19 protein-coding genes and 1 tRNA gene are annotated in these 19,333 nt (G+C 56.5%); 6 read left to right on the top strand and 14 right to left on the bottom strand.

Features of this window, described 5'->3' with window-relative positions:
- Nucleotides 1–87 (bottom strand) — tRNA-Leu (locus AC5EFR_RS21715).
- 149 nt (nucleotides 88–236) lie between these two features.
- On the opposite strand from AC5EFR_RS21715, the gene AC5EFR_RS21710 reads away from it, so the two are divergent.
- Entirely contained in the window at nucleotides 237–1,220 is a 984-nt protein-coding gene (locus AC5EFR_RS21710; RefSeq protein ID WP_493577808.1) for a complex I NDUFA9 subunit family protein, read from the top strand.
- 189 nt (nucleotides 1,221–1,409) lie between these two features.
- On the opposite strand, the gene AC5EFR_RS21705 is transcribed toward AC5EFR_RS21710, so the two are convergent.
- The 4 genes from AC5EFR_RS21705 to AC5EFR_RS21690 all read right to left on the bottom strand — a co-directional run bounded on the left by AC5EFR_RS21705 (nucleotide 1,410) and on the right by AC5EFR_RS21690 (nucleotide 3,058).
- Nucleotides 1,410–1,673 (bottom strand): DUF6455 family protein, encoded by a 264-nt coding sequence (locus AC5EFR_RS21705; protein ID WP_493577807.1) that lies wholly within the window; start codon nucleotides 1,671–1,673, stop codon nucleotides 1,410–1,412.
- Nucleotides 1,670–1,975: a DUF6455 family protein gene (locus tag AC5EFR_RS21700; RefSeq protein WP_493577806.1), complete on the bottom strand. Its 306-nt coding sequence runs from the start codon at nucleotides 1,973–1,975 to the stop codon at nucleotides 1,670–1,672. Before AC5EFR_RS21700 ends, AC5EFR_RS21705 begins: the two co-directional genes overlap by 4 nt.
- A gap of 3 nt (nucleotides 1,976–1,978) precedes the next feature.
- Entirely contained in the window at nucleotides 1,979–2,236 is a 258-nt protein-coding gene (locus AC5EFR_RS21695) for a DUF6455 family protein (protein ID WP_493577805.1), read from the bottom strand.
- A gap of 102 nt (nucleotides 2,237–2,338) precedes the next feature.
- On the bottom strand, nucleotides 2,339–3,058 hold the full coding sequence (locus AC5EFR_RS21690) for a M48 family metallopeptidase (RefSeq protein WP_493577804.1): 720 nt from the start codon (nucleotides 3,056–3,058) through the stop codon (nucleotides 2,339–2,341).
- Between the two features lie 128 nt (nucleotides 3,059–3,186).
- Between AC5EFR_RS21690 and AC5EFR_RS21685 the strand changes: the two genes are divergently transcribed.
- A complete protein-coding gene (locus AC5EFR_RS21685; protein WP_493577803.1) occupies nucleotides 3,187–3,432 on the top strand; it encodes a DUF8831 family protein in 246 nt (81 codons plus the stop codon).
- Here the strand turns inward: AC5EFR_RS21685 and AC5EFR_RS21680 are convergent.
- Nucleotides 3,429–3,683: a DUF167 domain-containing protein gene (locus AC5EFR_RS21680; protein ID WP_493577802.1), complete on the bottom strand. Its 255-nt coding sequence runs from the start codon at nucleotides 3,681–3,683 to the stop codon at nucleotides 3,429–3,431. The two genes, AC5EFR_RS21685 and AC5EFR_RS21680, sit on opposite strands and share 4 nt — an antisense overlap.
- Before the next feature lie 97 nt (nucleotides 3,684–3,780).
- Between AC5EFR_RS21680 and AC5EFR_RS21675 the strand changes: the two genes are divergently transcribed.
- Nucleotides 3,781–4,359 (top strand): nitroreductase family protein, encoded by a 579-nt coding sequence (locus AC5EFR_RS21675; protein WP_493577801.1) that lies wholly within the window; start codon nucleotides 3,781–3,783, stop codon nucleotides 4,357–4,359.
- Nucleotides 4,356–5,042 (top strand): EI24 domain-containing protein, encoded by a 687-nt coding sequence (locus tag AC5EFR_RS21670; protein ID WP_493577800.1) that lies wholly within the window; start codon nucleotides 4,356–4,358, stop codon nucleotides 5,040–5,042. The genes AC5EFR_RS21675 and AC5EFR_RS21670 overlap by 4 nt, the downstream gene beginning before the upstream one ends.
- A gap of 27 nt (nucleotides 5,043–5,069) precedes the next feature.
- On the opposite strand, the gene AC5EFR_RS21665 is transcribed toward AC5EFR_RS21670, so the two are convergent.
- Nucleotides 5,070–5,348: a DUF1467 family protein gene (locus tag AC5EFR_RS21665; protein ID WP_493577799.1), complete on the bottom strand. Its 279-nt coding sequence runs from the start codon at nucleotides 5,346–5,348 to the stop codon at nucleotides 5,070–5,072.
- Nucleotides 5,348–5,752, bottom strand: a complete 405-nt coding sequence (mce, locus tag AC5EFR_RS21660; protein ID WP_493577798.1) for a methylmalonyl-CoA epimerase — start codon at nucleotides 5,750–5,752, stop codon at nucleotides 5,348–5,350. Before mce ends, AC5EFR_RS21665 begins: the two co-directional genes overlap by 1 nt.
- Nucleotides 5,753–5,899: 147 nt before the next feature.
- On the opposite strand from mce, the gene AC5EFR_RS21655 reads away from it, so the two are divergent.
- A complete protein-coding gene (locus AC5EFR_RS21655; protein WP_493577797.1) occupies nucleotides 5,900–6,616 on the top strand; it encodes a response regulator in 717 nt (238 codons plus the stop codon).
- An 8-nt stretch (nucleotides 6,617–6,624) separates the two neighbouring features.
- Here the strand turns inward: AC5EFR_RS21655 and AC5EFR_RS21650 are convergent, their stop codons facing one another.
- The 5 genes from AC5EFR_RS21650 to AC5EFR_RS21630 form a co-directional block, all read right to left on the bottom strand.
- Nucleotides 6,625–7,845: a DUF1501 domain-containing protein gene (locus tag AC5EFR_RS21650; RefSeq protein WP_493577796.1), complete on the bottom strand. Its 1,221-nt coding sequence runs from the start codon at nucleotides 7,843–7,845 to the stop codon at nucleotides 6,625–6,627.
- Between the two features lie 3 nt (nucleotides 7,846–7,848).
- Nucleotides 7,849–9,234 carry a DUF1800 domain-containing protein gene (locus tag AC5EFR_RS21645; RefSeq protein ID WP_493577795.1) on the bottom strand — a complete coding sequence of 462 codons (1,386 nt, stop codon included), beginning with the start codon at nucleotides 9,232–9,234 and terminating at the stop codon, nucleotides 7,849–7,851.
- 110 nt (nucleotides 9,235–9,344) lie between these two features.
- On the bottom strand, nucleotides 9,345–11,204 hold the full coding sequence (gene aspS, locus AC5EFR_RS21640) for an aspartate--tRNA ligase (protein ID WP_493577794.1): 1,860 nt from the start codon (nucleotides 11,202–11,204) through the stop codon (nucleotides 9,345–9,347).
- 201 nt (nucleotides 11,205–11,405) lie between these two features.
- Nucleotides 11,406–12,041 carry an aminotransferase class IV family protein gene (locus AC5EFR_RS21635; RefSeq protein WP_493577793.1) on the bottom strand — a complete coding sequence of 212 codons (636 nt, stop codon included), beginning with the start codon at nucleotides 12,039–12,041 and terminating at the stop codon, nucleotides 11,406–11,408.
- Nucleotides 11,999–13,117, bottom strand: a complete 1,119-nt coding sequence (locus AC5EFR_RS21630; RefSeq protein ID WP_493577809.1) for an aminodeoxychorismate synthase component I — start codon at nucleotides 13,115–13,117, stop codon at nucleotides 11,999–12,001. The genes AC5EFR_RS21635 and AC5EFR_RS21630 overlap by 43 nt, the downstream gene beginning before the upstream one ends.
- Before the next feature lie 191 nt (nucleotides 13,118–13,308).
- Between AC5EFR_RS21630 and carB the strand changes: the two genes are divergently transcribed.
- Entirely contained in the window at nucleotides 13,309–16,641 is a 3,333-nt protein-coding gene (gene carB / locus AC5EFR_RS21625; RefSeq protein WP_493577792.1) for a carbamoyl-phosphate synthase large subunit, read from the top strand.
- 169 nt (nucleotides 16,642–16,810) lie between these two features.
- On the opposite strand, the gene AC5EFR_RS21620 is transcribed toward carB, so the two are convergent.
- A complete protein-coding gene (locus tag AC5EFR_RS21620) occupies nucleotides 16,811–18,946 on the bottom strand; it encodes a hypothetical protein (protein ID WP_493577791.1) in 2,136 nt (711 codons plus the stop codon).
- Nucleotides 18,947–19,333 lie beyond the last annotated feature (387 nt).

The following is a 19,333-nucleotide window of genomic DNA, read 5'->3' as shown; positions in this document are numbered from 1 at the left end:
TGGTGCCCAGAAGAGGACTCGAACCTCCACGGCCTTGCGGCCACTGGCACCTGAAGCCAGCGCGTCTACCAATTCCGCCATCTGGGCACGGTTGGTGGAGCGCGGTTTAAGCGTGTCACCCTAGGGTGTCAACAATCTTTTTGAAAGAAAGCTCCGCGCGGCAATCCTACACCTTGTCGGGGCGGTCCAAGGCCGGTATTCCTGCCACCAAGCTCGCATGCATGAGGAGAGACCCAATGCCCAAACTCGTCACCATTTACGGCGGAGCGGGATTCCTGGGGCGGTATATCGCCCGACGCATGGCAAAAGAAGGCTGGCGCGTTCGTGTCGCCGTCCGTCGTCCGAACGAGGCGCTTCATGTGCGTCCGTATGGCGTTGTTGGCCAAGTGGAACCTGTTTTTTGCAACATTCGCGATGATGCCAGTGTACGTGCCGCCATGGTCGGGGCAGACGCCGTTGTTAACTGTGTTGGAACCTTTGATAAGTCCGGCAAAAACAACTTTGATGCTGTTCACGTTGATGGTGCTGGTCGGATCGCACGGATCGCCGCGGAACTGGGTATTGAGCAGATGACCCATATTTCGGCGATTGGGGCCGACGCCCACTCAAATAGCCTATACGCCAAAACCAAAGCCCAAGGCGAAGATGCGGTTCTAAGCCACAAGCCGGATGCCATCATTCTACGCCCGTCGGTTTTGTTTGGCCCCGAGGATCAGTTCTTTAACCGCTTCGGCACCATCTGCCGGTATTCAATGATTCTGCCGCTCGTCGGTGGGAACACCAAATTCCAGCCGGTCTATGTTGATGACGTCGCCAAAGCCGCCGTTCAGGCCTGCCTTGGTCAAGTCGACGCCGGCATTTATGAGCTTGGCGGACCAGACGTGCGGACGTTCCGTGGTTTGATGCAAGACATGCTCGAAACCATCCATCGCCGTCGCCTTATCCTCAACATGCCATTTTGGTTGGGCGCGATCCTTGCGCCAATATCCGAAGTGGTCGGCAAGCTGTCTTTGGGTCTGATCCCGGCGCAAATCACCGGCGATCAAGTGCGCAGCCTTAGGTCCGACAATGTCGTTTCCGAGGATGCCAAAGGGTTTGAAGAGCTGGGCATTTCACCTACGGCCTACGATCTGATTCTGCCGGAATACCTCTGGCGGTTTCGTCCTACGGGTCAGTTTGACGCCATCAAGGATTCGGCGAAAAACCTGCGCGCGCAATAAGCCAATATCGCGGGACAACTCGCGTCAAACATCAAAGGCCCCGCTCTTGAGTGGGGCTTTTTTTCCTCAAAGCCCCGGCTCTCGCGCATTGTAAGGGGCAGGTCGACACCGCAATCATTGCGGCACCCTATACAAAACCGGACCGCGCAGAGCGAAGTCCGTTTTGCTTTCTGTCATGGAAAACCCGCCCTAGTGTGGACGGCGAAGCTGCGAAAAGGCTTCTCCGTTGCAGCACCCAGGAGGAGGTGTTTTTACCAATTCAACCTGTGCTGCCAGCCACTTTTCACAGGCTTCGACCAAGGCACAGCCCCGGCAATGGGTCACCATTCGTGCATAGGCCTCTGGGGCCAGATTGCCGGTCTGCATTTCTTCGCTCAGGCTAAGACCCATGGTGCGCGCCACGCTGCGCGTCATAAAGAAGTGACGGGCGGGATCACCCAAATGCTGGGTCATGGCATTAACTCCTCAAGATCGGCCTTGATCTCGGCAAGGCGGGTACGATTCACACAGGGTTGCGGTAGGTCACGTAGACCTTCACGCGGTTTATCAAGCCAACGACCACAACCGTCGGACCAATTGCAGCCACGACAGTGCGTCACAATATCGGCCCAGTCCTTTTGAGTCATAAGGTCGACATCGGCGGCTTTGACCAGATCAATACCGGTTGCCTTGGCCATCCGTTGCACCAACCAAAAGTGTTCATTTTCGGGGCCAAGTACCAATTTAGTCGCTGGGGCGTCTTGTGAAACAACCATAAGTCAAATCCGTTTCAATTCTGCAAACAGGGTTGAGTTTCGGCAATAATCTGGGGGCGTTTCTGCGGTGCCGGTGTTTTTGTCCAACCAAGAGCTACAAGCCTCTGGCCTTGTGCAACCGGTGCAACGCAACACAGCCTCGTCCAAATCCGGGATCGGCAACCGCCCGGTTAAAACCTCATTCTCAAGGTCAAGACCCACGGCAGAGGCCATGTCATCGAACAGACCTGCATGGCGCTTCAATGTTTCACGGCTCGTCATACACGATTCCCTCTTGTTCCTGATGGACAAGCGAGAGGTTAGCGCCGGACATAGAAAACGCCTTGATACAGGTCAACGCGGCAAGGACCCGCCTATAGTCCTCTAAAGTCCGGCCGCAGCATCCCGAACGGTTTGGCGACGCGCCGCGTTGGGTGGGTGCGTGCCAAGGAACTTGTTTCCGGGATCTGGAATGCGGGTAAAGAATTCTGACCCAAGAACCGGATCGTAGCCCGCCTTTGCGGCAATAACAGTGCCCAATCGGTCTGCTTCCAACTCAAATTCTTTTGAAAATGACCGCGCCCCAATTGCAGCCCCCAATTGCTCGGCGTTGCGCACGGTTTCTGGATCAGCGCCACCCAATGCCGCAATCCCCGACATAACAACGGCCCCATACGTCGCGGTTTCACGAGTTCGTTCGAGATGATCTAGGATATGGTGCGCGGCTTCGTGCCCCATAATAAAGGCCAATTCGTCGGCATTTCGCACAGAGACAATGAGCCCAAGGTTAAAGGCAAGAATAGGTCTGCCAAGCCGGTCAACGGTCTGAAAGGCGTTCGGGGGCTGATTGGGACGATCATCCACGACGATCTGAAAGTCGCAGTTTCCCCGCCCAAGGGCCTTGCGGCATTCACGCTCTGCAACCGGTTCGACCGTTTCGACAACCTGCACAAATTGACGCGCGGCGCGGGCCGCATGTCTCTGAATCTCTGGGTCAATCGGTTTTGCTTGCGGGGGGGGTGCCCCCACGGGCCCCGGTTCGGGGAGCGGCACTGTCGCACAAGCTGACAGCAAAACAAAAATCATTGGCAACAGTCGCGTCATACAAAGCCCCATTCGGATGCAACGACCATAGGTGGCGTTGTCCACAAGGGCCACCCCTGCGCCATCAATTGCGAGTGACCCGCGGATTTCCGGTTCCGCCCTGCCTCAAACAGGGCTAACCTAAAGATATGTTTAGTATCGAACACGAATTTGACGCCACGGTCGTTACGCTTGTGGATGAAGGGGCAAAGCCCTTGCAAGAGGATGTGATTGTCTCTTCGTTCGAAGAATGCGTCACCGTTGAACAATTTGATCCGCGCACGGAAGAAACGCAAAAGGTCACGTTATCTATTTCGCAAATGCGCGATCTGGTGGCGGCTGTGTCCTTGCCCGAAGGTGTTTACACACGTCCTAAGGACGAAGGTACCTCCTAGTCGATCCGAAAAACCTTGTCCCGCGCGGTCTCTCCTCGGATAAGTGACAGGCGTGATTTTGGCACGCCCAGCGCCTTGGCCAAAAGCTTGGTCACCGCTGCATTGGCTTTTCCATTCTCGGGAACCGTGGTCACATAAATGCGTATTTCATCGCCCTTGCGTTCGATTGCGTTGCGCGATGCTTTGGGCGTGACACGCACCGCAACTGTGGTGTCTGAAAGGGCGAGATCAGTCAAATCGGGCAAGCGCATGGGGATTGGCTACCAACCTCGGCCGATTTGCGCAACTTTGACGGTTGAAAACAAGCCCGTTAGCCCTGACATATGCACAGCGACAACAGGAGAGACCATGCCGAGCCCAAACCCCCAAGCCCTTGATTTCCTACTGACCCGCCGGTCTCGTCCTGCCAAAACCTTGTTGGCCCCCGCCCCGGACGACGCGCGTTTGAAACCCCTATTGACCGCGGCCGCAAGAAGCCCAGATCATGGAAAACTTGAACCTTGGCGGTTTATTGTCTTGCGCGGCGCGGCCTTGCAACGGCTGGCCGGAGCAGTGCCCGCCTGTGGCGAGCGCCTTGGAAAATCACCCGAGGACATTGCCAAAGCCCAGGCGGCCTTTGCCAATAGTCCGCTTTGCGTTGCGGTGGTCGAAATTCAAAAGGAAAGCCCCAAAGTCCCGGCCATCGAACAAAGCTATTCAGCCGGCGCTGTTTGTCTTGCCTTGCTCAACGCGGCTTTGGCGGATGGCTGGGGGGCCAATTGGCTCTCTGGTTGGGTCTCTCATGACCGGGCGTTCCTAGAGGACGCATTGGGCCTCATATCCAACGAGCGCATTGCCGGATTTTTGCATATCGGCACCGAAAAATTCGCCCCACCAGAGCGGCCTCGCCCTGACCTTGATACCATTACCACTTGGGTAAATGAATGATTATCAGCGCCTTCCTCTCCGCCATCGCCCAGATGAGCGATAAACGCTTCCGCTCGGTTTTGCTGCGCGGGGTGGGTTTGGCGATTGCCATTTTGTTCGCGATCTCAAGCCTGTTCATCTGGGGTGTCGGTTTTTTTGTCGGCGACGCCGTCTCTCTGCCGTGGATCGGCGAGGTTCAGTGGCTCGACAATGTGCTCAGCTGGGCCATGGTCCCCTTGATGATCATCTTGTCGATCTTCCTAATGGTGCCTGTTGCCTCGGCCATCACATCGATCTTTTTGGATGATGTCGCCCAAGCGGTCGAGGATCGCCACTATTCCGGCTTGCCCCCCGCCAGCGAGGTCAGCATGTCAGACGGACTGCGCGACACGGTGAGCTTTCTTGGTGTGATGATTGCCGCCAACCTTGTGGCACTGATCCTGTATATGATCTTTGCGCCCTTGGCGCCGTTTATCTTTTGGGCGTTGAACGGGTTCTTGCTGGGCCGCGAATATTTTACATTGGCCGCCATGCGCCGGGTTGGCCGGGTCGAAGCCAAAAAGCTTCGCAAACGCCATATGCTGACGATCTGGGCCGCCGGAGTGTTGATGGCGATGCCGCTATCGATTCCACTGGTGAACCTGTTCATTCCGGTTTTGGGCGCTGCAACCTTTACCCACATCTTTCACCGTTTGAACAAATAGGGGCGCAGAAAAGCGCCCCCTTTCCCTTTATCCGCCACGGTTTTCGAACTTGGTCCACCGGGCAACATCATCGACCGTAATGGTCTCGGTAAGTATGACCGTGGCCACAATCGCCCATATGACAAAGGCGATACCTGTGGTGATCCACGCCTTGCGCTTAAGGTTGTGTTCCTGTGGGCTACCGGCATGTGTGCCGGGCACAATCTCACCGGATTCACCTTGAGTTTTTAGCCGGATCGGGATCACGACGAGAAACGTCATGAACCAGAAGACAGCGTATAGAACGAGACCTGAAGTGATCCCCATCAGACCTGCTCCAGCTCCACAAGACAGCCGTCAAAGTCTTTGGGATGCAGGAACAAAACTGGCTTGCCGTGCGCGCCAATTTTGGGCTCACCGGTCCCAAGAACCCGAGCACCGGTTTCGGTCAGATGATCCCGCGCGGCAATGATATCATCAACTTCATAACAAATGTGGTGGATGCCACCTGCTGGGTTCTTATCAAGGAACCCCTGAATAGGGCTGCCTTCACCCAACGGATAAAGCAGCTCAATCTTGGTATTGGGCAATTCGATGAAAATCACGGTCACGCCGTGGTCGGGTTCATCTTGCGGGTCGCCAACTTTGGCCCCCAAAGCATTGCGATATTGATCTGCGGCGGCCTGTAGATCCGGCACCGCGATGGCAACGTGGTTCAAACGTCCAATCATGTTTCTCTCCCAGTCCTGTCGTCGCCTTGCGTTATGACCCGGACGCCACAAAAGGGGCAAGCAGATGTCCAAACCCTGCGGCCTTTAACCGCTTGTTCACCAGCATTGATGAATCCTGTGTAACGACTCGCACCTCAGGAGGGGATCATGGACGACGATGACCTAATGCACACACACCTACGGCCAACTGCCACACGGCCGCTACTTGGATTAACGATTCTGGTCGTAGAAGACAGCCGCTTTGCTTGTGACGCGATGCGGCTATTGTGCCTGCGGTCCGGCGCACGCATTCGCCGCGCCGATTGCCTGAAATCTGCACGCCGCCACTTACAGGTGTATCGCCCCAGCGTGGTAATTATCGACCTTGGCCTACCGGACGGCTCCGGGGCCGAGCTAATTTCCGAACTCTCCATTGCCTGCCCACGGGTCGAAGTTATCCTTGGAACAAGCGGCGATAGCTTTGCCGAAGAGGTCGCCTTGGCTGCGGGCGCGGATGGGTTCCTTGCCAAACCGATTTCGTCTGTGGTCGCCTTTCAAAACGCCGTCATCTCTGCCTTGCCACTCGAACGCCAACCCAATGGCCCACGCCTCGTAAGCGACGATCCGGTTTTACCCGATCCGCTGGCGTACCGAGATGACATGGCCCATGCAGCCGACGTATTGGATGACCGCGAAGATGATAGATCACTGGCCTATGTGACCCAGTTTCTGACCGGCGTCGCGCGTAGCGCCGGTGACGGCATTCTACAAAAAGCCGCAGAAGATTTGGCACAAGCGCGCCAATCTGGTCGCCCTTTGCAATCGGATTTGGCCAAAGTCGCCGCTCTGGTTCAAGATCGTATGACCGATAGGATCGCTATGTAAAACCACCGCTAAAGAAGCAAGTTCGGGTCATCCCCCAAATCGAGCTGGGAGAAAATATCCCGCTCAACGGCCCCTGATGGCAATCCGAACAAATCGCGGATCAGCCACCCCGTATAGGCACGCAAATCGCGTGTCGGCATCAAATCGCGCCGCTGAAAGAGATCTGCTTCGTTAAGGCCGGGCCAATCGGCATGAACACGGCCACCGCGAATGGCCCCCCCTGCCAACACCATGGCCCCACCGGTGCCGTGATCCGTCCCTTTGGACCCGTTGAAACGTGCTGTTCGGCCAAATTCGGTTATCGCCACGACAGCCGTGCGCTTCCACGCCGGTCCTTTGAGTTCTGACTTCAAGGTTAGGATCACATCAGACAAGGCCGATAGAGATCGGGCCAAAACACGCCCTTGGTTGGCGTGCGTGTCCCAGCCGTTCAGTGAGAAAGACGCGATGCGTGCGTCTTTGCGCAATCGTCCGGCCGCAAATTTCGCCACGCGGGTTTCATAGCTGGTTCCGCGTCCAGCTGCGGCATTGTCTTGCAACATCGACATCATGTCTTGCATGCCACCATCAACCGTCACCGCATCGCCATCGGAATCCGCTAACCGCAGCCCCTCAGCCAAAGCCGCTGACATGGCCGGATCATCCTTAGTCACCAATTGCGCCAAACGGATTGCTTGTGAGCTAAGGGCCAAGTCCACATCGGGCGACCACCGCTGGACGGTTTGCGCACCGTCCAAAATGTTCAACGGATCGCTCCCGATGGCATAAGCCATTTCTGCATTTTGTCCCGACATATGCCCCATCATCCGGTTAAGCCACCCATCCCGGACCTTGCCATCCTGAAGCGAGAAACCGCCCGCCTCCAGCAAATCTTGACCGTCAAAATGGCTGCGCTTGTCCCGGTAGGGCGTTGAAACCGCATGCACAAAGCCAAGTTGTTGATCTTGCCACAAGGGCAACAAAGGGCGCAGCGCCCCATGCATGGCGAAAAAGCCGTCCAAATCTATGTAACCCTCATCACCAAGGGTGAGAGGCCCCCGCAAACCCGAAAAACCCGCATCACCATAGGGGGCCACCGCCCCCATCCCATCCATGCCGCCGCGCAGAATGATCACCACCAACCGCTTGTCGCCGGGGGCAGACGCAAAACTTACCGGCGTTAGCAAGGGACTTGCCGCCAAAGAGCACCCCAAAGCGACCGAACGGCTTAGAAATGATCGACGATCCATGGCTTATGTCCTTTGAAATGCAGGAGAAATGAGCACAAGCCCAATGCCGTCTGCGCGGCTTTCGGCGGCCCCGGCGGCGAAACGCACAGTGTCATTGGCTCGCCACCCCAGGGCCGTTTGAACGAACTCTCGCGGATCAGGTAGTTGAGGCACCAAAAGGCTTGGCACAATCACCGCCCATTGTAGCCGCGCCGCCATCCCTTGGGGCGTGATCCAAGCACTGTCATCTTCGTCCAATCCATCCGGGCCGCTGGGTCTTTGCCAGATATGCCCCATCAGGCGCAAAGGTTCAAAAAACCTCTGGCGAATCTTCTTTTCGGTGAGCGACTGCACCGTTCTTGGATGGACGTTCAAGGCCCTTGCAGCCGAGCTCACAAACTCAAAAGGCTGCTTGAAATTCGGGTTGCGATCCGTCCAGGCCATTGGATGGCGCAGCATGGCTTTGTAAACGACGCTCAGCGTGCCATCGCTGTCGCGCCAAGCCCGTTCAATTGCCGCAACCAAATCGGGATCAGGACGGTCAGACACAAAATGCGTTGCCAGTTTGGAGGCCATATGCCGGGCCGTTGCCGGGTGCACGGCCAGGTCACGTAACACCGCATTGATGTCACGAATATGCGGTTTGTCGCCACCATAAGACGTCCCCAAAACCACTTCTTCGCCCGGTTCCGCGAGGCTCTTTTGGAAATGTCGCCCTTTGTTGGCCTTAAAGGTCAGGCCGGTCAATAGTTCCGCCAACTCACGCACGTCACCCTGAGTATAGGGACCATCAACCCCAAGCGTGTGCAGTTCCAGAATTTCTCGTGCAAGGTTTTCGTTCAGCCCAAATTTGCCCGGTTTTTTCTTGGCCTGTCGCGAATTTGGCCCGGCCGAGCGATCTTGATCAAGGTAGTGAACCATCAACGGATGGGTCACGCTCGCAATCAGCAAGTCACCGAAACTTCCCGACATATTTGGGCGAATGGCGCTTTCGACAAAGGGGGACACACCGCGACGGATGACCCCGGCTTTGCCCGCTGTGGTGAAATGATCCGCCCAAAACCCTTCAAGTCTTTCTTTGAACGGTGTCTGAGAATGGGTGCGACGCAAGACGTGTGACGCCATCCACGTCCAATGATCCAACCGGGCTTGCTTTTTAAGCAACCGTATTTCTTTGCGTAGGGTTTCCCCGGCATCCGTACCGCGATTTTTGCGAAACTCTCTTTGGAGCTCTTCACGTTTGACCATGCGCAAGCGGAACTCGGGAAAGCTTTCGATCGGGAAACGATCGGCCATATCGTCAGGGCCATCCAATCCGGCCAAAATATCACCTACACTCTCAGTCGGTGCAATGCTTGGCGATAACCCGCACCCGAAACGAATTTCGGCAAGGATTGGATCGAAGGACATAAATGGCTCGCTCGTTTGTTCCTGAACCCGACAATAAGAAAAGGCCGATGCGATTGCACCGGCCTTCTCGTGTCATGTCGTGTCATTGGCGATTGGTTGCCAAAATGAGGTTATTGATCCTGCGGAATGACGCGTAGGCCCAGTTCCATCAACTGCTCCGACTGAGGGTCGCTAGGCGCGTTCATCATCAAATCTTCGGCGCGCTGGTTCATTGGGAACATCATGACTTCGCGGATGTTTTGCTGATCCGCCAGCAACATCACGATCCGGTCGATCCCAGCGGCACAGCCACCGTGGGGTGGCGCACCGTATTGGAACGCGTTGACCAAGGCTCCAAAACGGCTCTCGACCTCTTCTTTGCCATAGCCGGCAATCTCGAACGCTTTGTACATGATTTCCGGTCTGTGGTTCCGGATCGCGCCCGAGACCAATTCGTACCCATTACAGGCCAAATCGTACTGATAGCCCAACACGTCGAGCGGGTTGCCCTCAAGCGCTTCGGCACCACCTTGGGGCATCGAAAACGGGTTGTGTTCGAAATCAATCTTGCCGGTCTCTTCGTCTTGTTCGTAGATCGGGAAATCGACGATCCATGCAAAGGCAAAGCGATCTTTGTCGAGCAGGTTCAGTTCGGTCCCGATCACATCACGGGCTTTACCCGCGATCTTTTCAAAGGCTTTTGGTTTGCCGCCCAAGAAGAACGCCGCATCGCCAATGCCAAGGCCAAGCTGTTGGCGGATGGCTTCGGTGCGCTCGGGGCCGATGTTTTTGGCAAGCGGACCGGCGGCTTCCATGCCAACTTCGACTTCGCCGGATTTGATCTTGGCTTGGGCTTCTTTGACTTTGATGCCCAGTTCCTGAGCCACAGAGTCAGCGGTTTTTTCACGCCAGAAGATATAGCCCATGCCCGGAAGGCCTTCGCCTTGGGCAAATTTGTTCATCCGGTCACAGAATTTGCGGCCACCACCGGTTGGCGCAGGAATGGCGCGAACTTCGGTGCCCTCTTGCTCAAGCAGTTTGGCAAAAATCGCAAAGCCGGACCCACGGAAGTGATCGGAACAATCCTGCATTTTGATCGGGTTGCGCAGGTCTGGCTTGTCGCTGCCGTACCATTTGGCGGCATCACGATAGGAAATCTGCGGCCACTCGTGTGGCGCATCCACCTTCTTGCCTTCGCCGAATTCTTCGAACACACCGGCCAGAACCGGCGCGATGGTGTCAAAGATGTCTTGCTGCTCAACAAAGCTCATCTCAAGGTCGAGCTGATAGAAATCGGTGGGCGAGCGATCGGCGCGTGGGTCTTCGTCGCGGAAACACGGCGCGATCTGGAAATATTTGTCAAAGCCCGAAACCATGATCAGCTGTTTGAACTGCTGAGGGGCCTGTGGCAGCGCATAGAACTTGCCCGGCTGTTGACGCGATGGCACGAGGAAGTCGCGCGCACCTTCGGGCGAGGACGCGGTGATGATCGGCGTTTGGAATTCGCGGAAGTTCAAATCCCACATGCGTTTGCGCATCGAGGACACAACATCAGAGCGCAGGGCCATCGACTTTTGCATCACATCGCGACGCAGGTCGAGATAGCGGTACTTGAGACGGGTTTCCTCAGGATATTCCTGATCGCCAAACACCATAAGCGGCAGCTCAGCTGCGGAACCCAGCACTTCGAGTTCACGAACAAAAACTTCGATTTCGCCAGTCGGCAGGTTCGGGTTGATCAGGCTTTCGTCACGCGCGAGCACGTTGCCGTCGATGCGGATACACCATTCCGAGCGTACTTTTTCCAGATCGGCAAAGGCCGGGCTGTCGCCATCGGCGATCACCTGAGTGATGCCGTAGTGGTCGCGCAAGTCGATGAAAAGAACGCCACCGTGATCTCGGACGCGATGCACCCAACCGGAAAGGCGGACGGTGTCACCGACATTGGCTTTGGTCAGGTCGGCGCAGGTATGGCTGCGATAGGCGTGCATCTGTTCTATCCCTTCGGGCGGATGTCATTTTGTCTGGATATCGCCAAATCTGGCGCTTGCTGGCCGATACACCGTTTGTGGGCGCTAAAGTCAAGGGATGCGTCGCGTTGTCGGCAGTTTATAGGGCATTGAACGGGCATGGGGGCGCTGCCCCGTCCGCAAGCGGCCTCCCCCGGAGTTTGTTTGGCAAGATGAAAAGCGTTAGAGCGAAGCCTTGATCAAGCCACGCAGAGAGTTTCCAACAAAGAGCGATTGGACATTGCGCAGATCCGATAGGGTGAGAGTGCCTTCTTTGTAGTCGCCTTTTTCCAAGAGCGAGTGACGCAGAATACCGGGAAGCAGGCCAGACGTCAGGGGCGGGGTAAGGCGTTTGCCGTCTTTTGTCGTGACAAAAAGAGTGGTGATGGTGCCTTCGCAAAGCTCATCCCGTTCGTTGAGAAATAAAAGCTCATCTATGCCCTTGGGCAGGGAGGCGCGGGCCGTATCGTAAAGCGCGCGGCGGGTGGTTTTATGGCGCAGCCATGGGTCGGTGCTATCTAGCCGGGCATTGCTGATTTGGAGCCGCCACGCAGGTGGGTTTTCGGCCAAAGGCGCGGTTGTCAGGTCCAAGGCGCCATCACGCGACAACGTTAGCCGACAGCGAAGGGCAGTTTCTCCCCCTTTGTCTTGGAGCAACTCGCGTACTGATTGCGAGTCAAACAGGATGCCGAACGCATGGGCAGAGCGCGCCAAACGTGCCAGATGTAGGTCAAGACGCACAAACCCCGTGCCGGGGTGATAGCCAAAGGTCTCGATCAGGCGAAACTCGGGCTCAACTGGGCAAAGCGGGCTTTCCATAGCGCTTCCTCATATTCAGCATGGGCGGTGCTATCCCAAACAACGCCCCCGCCCACATTCAGGGTCGCGGCTCCGTTTTCGACCTGCAAGGTGCGGATCGCGACGTTGAATTCGCTTCTGCCGTCGGGGGCCATCCAACCAATCGAACCACAATAAATGTCACGCGGCCCGGTTTCCAGCTCGGATAGGATTTCCATGGCGCGGATTTTTGGTGCACCGGTAATAGACCCACAGGGGAAAAGCGCCCGGAGGATATCGGGCAGAGTGGTTTCGGGCTTGAGTTGAGCCTGAACAAGCGACACCATTTGATGCACGGTCGTGTAGCTTTCGACTTTGAACAACTCGGGCACCTTGACCGACCCCGGAAGGGAAACGCGGCTGATGTCATTGCGCAACAAGTCGACAATCATCAGGTTTTCAGCACAGTTCTTTTCGTCCTGAGCCAGCCAATCCTTGCGCCGCGCATCTTCGACCGGATCAGGGTGACGAGCGATTGTGCCCTTCATCGGGCGCGTTTCGATTTTTCCACGCGCGTCGGTTCGAAAAAACAATTCCGGGGATCGAGACAAAATATCCGGCAGCCCCGGCACTTGAACCAATGCGCCATAGGACACGGGCTGACGCTCCGTCAGGGCGGCAAAAAAAGCAGGAGTGTCGCCGTCAACTTTAAGGGTCAACGGAAAGGTCAGGTTGGCCTGATAAATATCCCCGGCCCCAATGGCGGCGTGCACGAAGTCAAAGCGTTCTTTGTACTGCGCTTGAGTCCAGCTTGGATCGAGTGCGCCAACGTCACCCTCTGGGTTTGGTAACGCCCAATCAGAGGGCTGGTCAAAAACACCAAAGCACATCAACGGAACCCTGCGCCCGCTTGGCATTCGGTCGGCCAGCTTCGGCTCCAACGCATAGCCAAGCTCATAGCTTGCGAATCCCGCGATCCATAGCCCGGCCTGTTGGGCATCCTCCAAGGCTGTCATCGCAGCGGCCACATCGCCGGGTGAGTCGGCGCGAATGACCTGAACCGGGTCAAAAAAACCAAACGATGTGCCGTCAGGCCCGTGATCAAATCTGATTTTCATCATCGCCCTCGCGTTTCAAGCCCGCGATATAAGGGTTTTTGTCCAAAACGAAAGCCCGGAAAGCGGCAAATCCACCTTCGTTTCCGATACCCCTTGCACCTTTTGGCTCACTGCCTATAACCCACGACAATTTGGGCGCTTGGGGGCGCCTTTTTGCCAGACACATCCGCCAAACAAACAAGAGGTGCACCATGCCGAAGAGAACCGACATCCAGTCGATCATGATCATCGGAGCGGGGCCTATTGTGATCGGGCAGGCCTGTGAATTCGATTATTCCGGTGCTCAGGCCTGTAAAGCGCTCCGCGAAGAAGGCTATCGCGTGATTTTGGTCAATTCGAACCCGGCGACGATCATGACCGATCCGAACATGGCCGATGCGACCTATATCGAGCCAATCACACCCGAAGTTGTCGCCAAGATCATTGAAAAAGAACGCCCCGACGCGTTGTTACCAACCATGGGTGGCCAGACCGGTTTGAACACCTCTTTGGCGCTCGAAGAGATGGGGGTTCTTGGCGAATTTGGTGTCGAGATGATCGGCGCGACCCGCGATGCCATTGAAATGGCAGAAGATCGCAAATTGTTCCGCGAAGCGATGGACCGTTTGGGCATTGAAAACCCAAAGGCGACTATTGTGACCGCCCCGAAATCCGACGCTGGTGTGACCGATCTTGATGCTGGTGTTCAAATGGCGCTGGATGAGTTGGATGACATTGGCCTTCCAGCGATCATCCGCCCGGCCTTTACCATGGGCGGCACCGGCGGCGGCGTCGCGTATAACCGCGAAGATTACATCCATTTCTGCCGCACCGGTATGGATGCCAGCCCGGTGAACCAGATCCTTGTCGACCAGAGCTTGCTCGGCTGGAAAGAATACGAGATGGAGGTTGTGCGCGACAAAGCCGACAACGCCATTATCGTTTGCGCGATCGAAAACATCGATCCGATGGGCGTGCACACCGGTGATTCGATCACAGTGGCCCCTGCCCTAACGCTCACCGACAAAGAATATCAGATCATGCGCACGCATAGCATCAACGTGCTACGCGAAATCGGCGTTGAAACCGGTGGGTCCAACGTCCAATGGGCGGTGAACCCCGCCGACGGCCGTATGGTTGTGATCGAAATGAACCCACGGGTGTCGCGCTCTTCGGCGTTGGCCTCCAAGGCAACGGGCTTCCCGATTGCGAAAATCGCCGCCAAGCTGGCGGTTGGCTATACGCTCGACGAGCTGGACAATGACATTACCAAGGTCACGCCGGCATCGTTTGAACCGTCGATCGACTATGTTGTCACCAAGATTCCGAAATTCGCCTTTGAGAAGTTCCCCGGCTCCAAACCCTACCTGACCACCGCGATGAAATCGGTCGGCGAAGCCATGGCCATCGGTCGCACCATCCACGAGAGCCTGCAAAAGGCGCTTGCTTCGATGGAATCTGGCCTGACTGGGTTTGATGAGGTCGAGATCGAAGGCGCACCAGACAAAGCCGCCGTGGTCAAAGCCATCAGCGAACAAACCCCGGATCGGATGCGCACCATCGCTCAGGCGATGCGCAATGGCCTGACCAATGACGAAATCCACAACGTCACCGCCTTTGACCCATGGTTCCTTGATCGAATCCGCGAGATTATTGAGGCAGAAGAGCAAGTCAAAGCCGACGGGCTACCCAATGACGAAGCCGGTCTTCGTGAGCTCAAGATGCTTGGTTTTACCGATGCACGTCTCGCCAAACTAACCGGGTTTAGCGAAAAAGACATTCGAACCAAGCGCGTCAACGCCGGGGTCACCGCCGTCTTTAAACGGATCGACACCTGCGCCGCTGAATTCGAAGCGCAGACGCCTTATATGTATTCCACCTACGAAGAGCCGATGATGGGCGAAGTGGAATGCGAAGCGCGACCGTCGGATCGCAAAAAGGTCGTCGTTCTGGGCGGCGGTCCAAACCGGATCGGCCAGGGAATCGAGTTCGATTATTGCTGCTGCCATGCCTGTTATGCGCTGTCTGATGCCGGTTATGAGACCATCATGATCAACTGTAACCCCGAAACTGTGTCGACCGATTATGACACCTCGGATCGCTTGTACTTTGAGCCGCTGACCTTTGAAAACGTCATGGAAATCCTGCGCGTTGAGCAGGAAAACGGCACATTGCATGGCGTAATTGTACAGTTTGGTGGGCAAACCCCGTTGAAACTGGCCAACGCCTTGGAAGCCGAAGGCATTCCGATCCTTGGCACCACGCCCGATGCGATTGACCTTGCCGAAGACCGCGAACGTTTTCAGGCTTTGGTCAACCAACTTGCGCTGAAACAGCCCAAGAATGGCATCGCTTCGACCGACGCCCAAGCGCTTGCCATTGCCGAAGAGATCGGCTTTCCGCTGGTGATCCGCCCCTCCTATGTTCTGGGTGGTCGCGCCATGGAAATCGTGCGCGATATGGCCCAGTTGGACCGCTACATCGCCGAGGCGGTGGTTGTGTCCGGCGACAGCCCGGTTCTACTTGATAGCTACCTTTCCGGCGCAGTCGAATTGGACGTTGATGCGATTTGTGACGGCACCGATGTGCACGTCGCGGGCATCATGCAACACATCGAAGAGGCCGGTGTGCACTCGGGTGATAGCGCCTGTTCCTTGCCGCCCTACTCGCTCTCGGATGACACTCTGACCGAAGTGAAACGTCAAACCGTGGCCTTGGCCAAAGCGCTAAACGTGGTTGGTTTGATGAACATCCAGTTCGCGATCAAAGACGATGAGATTTACCTGATCGAAGTGAACCCACGCGCCTCGCGGACCGTTCCCTTTGTCGCCAAAGCCACCGACAGCGCGATTGCCTCGATTGCCGCGCGTGTTATGGCCGGTGAAAAGCTTGCCGCCTTCCCGATGCGTGCGTCCTATCCGGAAAACGCCGACTATGACACCGATCTGCCGCTGGCCGATCCGATGACATTGGCCGACCCGAACATGCCGTGGTTTAGCGTCAAAGAAGCGGTTCTGCCTTTCGCGCGCTTCCCCGGCGTTGACACCATCCTTGGGCCAGAGATGCGTTCAACCGGCGAAGTCATGGGGTGGGATCGTTCCTTCCCGCGTGCCTTCCTCAAGGCGCAGATGGGGGCCGGAACCATGCTTCCCGAAAGCGGCGCTGTGTTCTTCTCGATCAAAGATGACGACAAGACACCGCAGCTGGTGGAAACCGCGCAGACATTGGTTGATCTTGGCTTCAAGATTGTTGCCACATCGGGCACCGCGGCCTTCCTTGGCGATCAGGGCATTGCCTGTGACACCACCAAAAAGGTCTATGAAGGGCGTCCGAACATTGTCGACCTAATGAAAGACGGCGGCATTCAATTGGTGATGAACACCACCGAAGGCAACGCCTCGGTCTCGGATAGCCGCGAAATCCGCTCGGTCGCACTTTATGACAAGATCCCATACTTCACCACAGGTGCCGGTGCCCACGCCGCTGCATTGGCGATGAAAGCCCGCGAAGAAGGTGATTTGGTGGTTAAATCGCTGCAGGCCTAAGTCCCGGCTGCACGACATTGGTTAGTGGGCCGCCTTGGCCCCTAGTAAACAAAAGCAAAAGCCTCCGAGAGCATCTCGGAGGCTTTTTTGTTCATTGGCAATGTCTGTACTGTGGACAAAACGGCCGTTCGCTGAACTTGCTACAATGTCTGGTAAGTGGTTGTGGCGATCACAAAATGAGATCACTCACCGTCAAGCCTGCCGCTGCGCCCAAATCGACCGAGAAATCGGACGCGCTGTCGCCGTCCACGTCGATGTACAGCCGCCCGATGCTGTCGTTGTAACGCACCTCGTTGCCCGCCCCGGTGTAACTCGTCACGAAGGTCAGCGTGCCGGCAAAGCCAGAGAGGTCGATCATATCCGTGCCTGCGGTGAAATCGGTGATCACATCGCGCGGGCCGGAGTGCAGGCTCTGGTTCACGTTGCTGAACACAAAGGTATCGGCCCCACCGTCGCCAGTCATCGTGTCCGCCCCCGTGCCGCCGATGATCCGATCGTCATCGGCACCGCCAAAGATCATGTCATCGCCCGAGTTGCCCACCAGCGTATCCGCGCCGCGGTTGCCGTTGAGCTCATCGTCATCGTCGCCACCGCGGACAATGTCATCGCCCAGGCCCCCGTCGAGCGTGTCATTGCCCGCCTCGCCGCCCATGTCGTCGGCCCCGGTGCCCCCATAAACCATGTCGTCGCCATTGCCGCCACGCAGATAATCATCGCCCGCGTTGCCCGCGAGCGTATCATTGTCATTGCCGCCAAACATGCGGTCGTTGCCGTCCTCGCCGCGCAGGGTGTCTTCGCCGTTGTTGCCGGTGAGGGTGTCATTGCCCGTGCCGCCGCGCGCCCAGTCGCTGTCATCTTCACCGCGAACAAAGTCATTGCCCGAGCCTGCCAGAATGCCATCTGATCCGTCGCCGCCTTCGAGGCTGTCATCGCCCGAGCCGCCCATCAGGTTGTCGTCTCCGTCTCCACCCTGAGCGGTGTCATTGCCGGATCCGCCGGAGAGGTCGTCGTCATCATCGCCCCCCATCAGCGTGTCGTTGCCCGACCCTCCCTCCAGCGTGTCAGACCCCGCGCCGCCATCCAACGTATCGTTGCCGCCAAGGCCGGTCAGCGTGTCATCGCCGCTGCCGCCCGATAAGTCATCAGCCGAGTTGCTGCCGTCAACCGCATCATCGCCGCCGCCGATTTCATAGACGTTGACGGAGTCGCCGCTAAGAGACGTGATCAGAAGATAGGTCGTATCGCCAATGGTGACTTGTTCGGCACTGAGCGCGCCGTCCAAAAGCCCCTCTCCGGAGTCGTCGGTGAGCGTCTGCAAACGGGTCAGGGTACCGACACTTCCCCCCAGCGGATCCGTGTCAATCTCGAAGAATTGCACCGTGTCACCACTCAAGTTCGTGACCGCAAGGGCAAGGCGATCCCCCAATTCGATAAGTTCCATGCCGATGGCAAAGTCCAGAAGTCCGGGGGAGACGAGACGCTGCACGACAGTGGGTTGGTTGCTCCCATCGAAGGCCATAACGGTTACGGCGTCATCATCGGCCTCTGTAACGTACATATAGGCGGTACCATCAATAACGGTGACCTCCACGATACGCGGGCTGTCGAGGATTCCTGTCACAGTGCCGTCAACATTCACAACAGACGTCAAGGCTCCGGTGCTTTGGTTTACAGAAAACACCGAAAGACCATTGTCAAAGCGACCCGTGGTGACCAGATATTGCGTGCCTGACAGTTCAAACGCATCCAAGCCTTGGGTCGTATTAAGCTCCAACGTAGCATCATCATCAATGTTCTGAACATTGGTGAGCCCGCCGGTGGGACCGACTGAAAAAACACTCAATCCCTCTGTTCCTCCTACGTAGATGAAAGTTCCCCCCGAAAGGGTAACGACTTCAAGACCGACAGCGCTACCCAAATTGAAATCAGGATTGTCGTTGTCGAAGACGCGGTCCGCGAAACTGAGGAAAGGACCCGCGTCAGAGAGAGAGAAGACCGTGATGCCATTGTCGCCCTGTCCACTGGCCACGAGGAATTGATTGCCGCCGACCTCAAATGTTTCGAGCCGCCATACGAGACCAAGTGTAATACCTGCTGTGTCATCCACCACGCCAACTGGCGTGAGCTGTCCATCGTCAGACAGGGTTGCCACCTGAATGGCATTGTCAACGAAACTTGAGATGTAGACGTAAGTGACACCCCCGATAACCGCAGTGGCGCTATGATAGGCATCATTCAGACGAAGTACGGCCGTATCAACAAGCGTGTCGGTAAGTGCCAGGCTGGTGCCGGTGAGTGTGACCATGGTTCAATCTCTTTCTTCATAAAAGGGAGACAGAGCGCACCCTCTGCCGTGGTTTTAATGACACCTACACTACCAACTTTGCCCAATCGGTCAAACTCGGCGGCATCAAGGAATCAGATCGTCCCCGGTCAGCCCCGGAACCGGAATGGTGGATTAGAGATAGATGTAACTAGTGGAAAGCAGACCTTCGCTACGCAAGCAGCATTGGTCACTTTGGGCTCAAAGTGGACATTTTCTGCGTTTGCAAGACAGAGGCCTCTTTCCATACCTTCTAGGCTGCCAGTTTGGCTCCCCTTTGTTAGGCCGTGCTGCGGCCCTTGTAGGAGGACTTTAAGGCGGCACCGATCAGCACGACACCGATCAAACCGGTGATGACTTCGGGGATAT

The sequence above is a fragment of the Pelagimonas sp. genome, assembly GCF_058892305.1.
This window is presented reverse-complemented; position numbering and strand designations above follow the sequence as displayed.